This is a genomic window from Rhizobacter sp. P3_B12 (genome assembly GCF_056402895.1).
In genome coordinates, this window is sequence record NZ_JBFUGN010000557.1 from 1 (window position 1) to 4,065 (window position 4,065).

Annotated in this window: 3 protein-coding genes; 1 reads left to right on the forward strand and 2 read right to left on the reverse strand. The window is 65.6% G+C overall.

All coding sequences use genetic code 11. From position 1 onward, the window contains the following. A partial coding sequence (locus AC1D01_RS23545) for a transglycosylase domain-containing protein (protein WP_477870626.1) occupies positions 1-2,434 on the reverse strand: 2,434 nt, incomplete at its 3' end. An 88-nt stretch (positions 2,435-2,522) separates the two neighbouring features. Next, a complete protein-coding gene (locus AC1D01_RS23550) occupies positions 2,523-2,960 on the reverse strand; it encodes a universal stress protein (protein ID WP_477870628.1) in 438 nt (145 codons plus the stop codon). A gap of 179 nt (positions 2,961-3,139) precedes the next feature. Here AC1D01_RS23550 and AC1D01_RS23555 point away from each other — a divergent pair. Then, positions 3,140-4,065, forward strand: a 926-nt coding sequence (locus AC1D01_RS23555) for a S1 family peptidase (RefSeq protein WP_477870630.1), incomplete at its 3' end; no start/stop codon positions are given.

Consider the following 4,065-nt stretch of genomic DNA (forward strand, 5'->3'; position numbering starts at 1 on the left):
GCCATGCACGCTGGATCTCCGCGAAGGCGTCCAATTCGAGCACGTTACGGATGCGCGCGTCCTGCGCGCCCTTGTTGCGCGTCTTGAACAGCCACAAGTAGACCTCCTGCCTTTCCTCGCGGCTGGCCCCGAGTGCATCACCCAAGGTGGCGTTGGGATACCGGCGCAGATAGGCCACCACCCACAGCTCCAGCGGGTGCATGCCGGCGAGGTGGCCACGGTCGGCCAGCGACCAGCGAGCCGGCCCGTACTTGTCGTGCAGCGCTTGCAGCGTCGCGACAGACAGGTCGGCTTGAGGCAGGTGCCGCGCGAGGAAGGGCAACAGGCGGTCTGCAGCCGCGTCCGGTTCGAGGCCGTAGAAGGCCGCGGCCAACCGCGGGGGCGTCGGCCGCGCGCCGCGCTGCAGCAGGTCTTCGGCGTCCTGGGCCGACTTGCCGGCGTACTTGCGGTAGAAGCGGGTGATGAATTCACGCCCTTCCTTGTCGGCGAAGCGCGCCAGGTAGCCGCTTCGCCGGGGGTCGGAAGGATCCTCCAGCAGCACAGCACTTTCGCCTTCGCCGCGGGCCATCAGGTGATGCACCACGTCGCGCATCAGGCGAATAAACACCAGGTTCACCGAGCGCGTGAGCGCCTCCCGCACGCTCACCGAACGGTGGTTGTCCTGAGGCTCGAAGTTTTCGAAATGGTGCAAGCCGCCGCCGGTGAAGAAGCCCTCGGCGGGGCTGGCCGAGTAGCTGCGCTGCATCGCCGCCTCCAGCATGGTCGCAAGGCCCTTGTCGGTGACGCGCGCGAGATGGTCTCGGGCCCATAGCCCGAGCGGATCGAGCGGGCTGATGCTCAGCGCGGCGAGCTGCTCGGTCGACAGGTCGCTCCAGCGCCCATGCAGTTCGGCGACCAACTCGAGGTAGGTGATCAGCGTGCGTAGCTTGGCGGTGGAGCCGAGGTCAAGGCGCGCGCCTTCGTTGAGGTCGAAGGGCTGGTCGAGATTGTCGGTTTGCACGCGCAATAAATTGCTGCGTTTGCCGCGTTCGAACAGCGTGAAGCTGAAAACGATCCTGCGCGTGTCGTCGCCAGCGTTGAGCAACCGAAAACCGTACAGCCCGGCAGCCTTGGCTGCCCGCGGGTCACCCAGGCCGTGCAGCAGCGCGGTTGCGCTGCGCTGGGCTTCGCCGTCCAGCGAGCTGTCCAGCGCGAGGTCCAGCCGGTCGACATCGTAGGAGCGCGGCATCGCCAGCAGCGCTTGCAGCTTGGCGCGCACCGCTGTCGCCGCCTTCCGTTCGACGAAGGACGCGGGCCGCGTCGCGACGAACCGAGTCGACAACTTCACCGAAAGCGGCAGCGCGGCATCGCGCAACTCCGGCGTGATGATGCCGGCGTCGGTCATCACCCGCAGGTAGCTTTCGGTGAGCAGTTGAAGGGCGGGCTCGCCTTCGGCCAGGTAGTAAGCTGGGCGGCGCTGCGCGATCAGCAGTGACAGCGCTTGCCTGAAGGCGAGCGCACGACGCTGAACGCGCAACAGCCCACTGTCGTCCGCAGTGCCCGCCAACAGGCGGTTCAACTCGCCGAAATCGCGGCCGTACCAGACCCACAGGCCGTCGCCGATGCCGTTGACCTCTCCGAACCCGGGCTGGGCGGACAGCGGCACCGTGTTCAGGTAGTCGACGACGATCTCGCGACGTCGTGCCAGCGTGTTCTCACCGTCCATGTAGGCGCGCAGCGAGGCCGAGACCATCTGGCGCAGCTTTTCCTTGGCTGAATTAGTGCGGCCCTCGGGCGAGTGGCGATACTTCTCGATCTGTGTGGCGAGCGTGCTGCCACCGGCGGCTAGATGCGACTCGTCGACCCGATGCAGCAGCTGATCGGCCACCGCCTTGCCGAAGCGGTCCCACTCGACTGCGGGGTTGCGCGTGGGAAAGCGCGGGTCAAGCAGTTCGCGGTTCTCGATGAACAGCAGCGCGTCGACTAGCAGCGATGGCACCGTTTCGAAGCGTTCGTAGCTGCGCTCGGGGTAGCGTGCAGCGTTCAGCGATTGGCCGCGGCAGTCGCGCAAGCTCAGCCCAGCCTGCGTCTTCTCTCGATAGGGGACAAACAAGCCCTCGTCAGCGAACTCGAGCATCTTCGGCGACATGCGCGCTTGTGCGGAAACAGCAAAGTCCTGGCGCTTGAGGCGCTCGATCAGTTCGGGCAAGTGGTGGTAGCCGAGCCGCTCATCGAAGGGCCCGGCCCCGGGAAAGCGGATCGAAGGGCTGGGCCCAGGCAACACTTCGTAGCGCTGATCCTGCGCAACGACACTCAGCCAAGCCGCCTGCCGCTGCGACGTACGCGCCTCGTCCCTCGCCACGTAGCCGATGCCGAGGGCAACGACCAGCAGCACCGCAGCGATCGTCCACTTACCGAACCGTTTCCACAGGGAAAAGAACGTCGCGGCCGACAAGTGCGCCTCCCCAGTGGGCAAGTCACCACGACCATTCAAGGTCGCGACCCCATCCCCGACGCCACCTGCGGTGCGGTGCGCGCCGTGCTCAGCGAAGTACCAGCACGGGAATCTTGCTGTGGGTCAGCACTTTGTGCGTCTCGCTGCCAAGCAAAAATCCACGCACGCCCCGATGCCCGTGGGACGCCATGACGATCAGATCGCACCCCCTGTCTTGAGCCGTACGGATGATGAGCTCGAACGGGTGATCGCTGGTGGCCGCCACGGTGTCGCAGGCCACCCCCGCTTCCTTGGCAGCTCGGCCAATCACCGCCAAGTATCGATCGGCATACGCTTTGCAATCCGCGGAAAACTGCGACTCGATGTCCGTGAGCATTTCGGCTTGGTAGGCCAAGATGTGGAACTGCGRCATCACGTGGAGGCCCGTGACTTTGGCCTGCACGCTCTTGGCGAACTGCGAACCTCGCTCGATCGCGGCCTCGGACAACGCAGAACCATCCGTCGGCAGGAGCAGATGCTTGAACATATTGCCCTCCTATTGAGAGTAGGCGAAGCAGGGTTTCATTGTGTTCTTCGCCTTCACCCGTGCCACCCCCCGAACCGAAGGGGACGTGGAGGAACTGGCACCGCCGCACGCGCGGTAACAGGGAACGCGCCGAGCCGGCTCCGGTCCAATCAACACGATCACAGTCGCGGAGAGATTCGATGGACACGCCGTCCGCTGGTACCAGGCAGGTGCGCAAGCGCTGGGCACTCGGCGCGGTGGTTATGTACCGTTCCAGGCGGCGGCGTGGTCTAGGCACGCGGCTTCTGGGCACACGGCTTCGTCGCACGGTGATCCGTGCTTGGCACAGGACGCGAACCGGCGTGCTGATCGCATTGTCGATTCTCGTTGGCATGATCGCGCACCAGAGTATGTGGACACGTGATCTGGAGCGGCAACTCGTGCGCGAGCAGCGACACATCGCCAATCTGGCTGAATTGCTGGGCACACTCGAGGGCCAAACCCTCAAGCGCGGCGAACTCGACCTGCTGCGCGAGGAAATGAGCAGGGATCAGGCCGGTACGAACGAGCGAGTCAGGGCGCTTGAAGGCGGGTCGACAGCGGTCAGCCAGGTCATCGCCCGGTCCTCCGGTTCAGTGGCATTCGTCCAGGGAAGCTTCGGCTTTCAAGATCCAGCCACCAAGCGTGCGCTGCGCTTCGCGGTCGCCGAGAACGGAGATCCGATACGAGGGCCCAGCGGGCATTCGCAAATCACGCTCGAAGGCAACGGCCCTCGGATCGACGTCACCTTCACTGGCACGGCCTTCGTGGTGAACCGCGACGGCGTGCTGATCACCAACCGGCATGTCGCACTGCCCTGGGAGGACGGGACAGCGCTGCCAGCGCTCCAGGCGCTCGGCCTCGAACCGGWCATGCGCAGCATGCGTGGCTACTTGTCCGGTGCGAGCGAGCCCTTCGACGTGAGGTTCCTCGGCGCGAGCGACACGCACGACGTGGCCGTCTTGCAAGGTGACGGCGCGGCGCGCGATACGTCGCCACTGCTGCTGTCGAGCGACGCACCAAATCCCGGCGACGCGGCGATCCTGCTCGGATTTCCGGCCGGGATCCGAGCCCTTCTAGCGCGCGC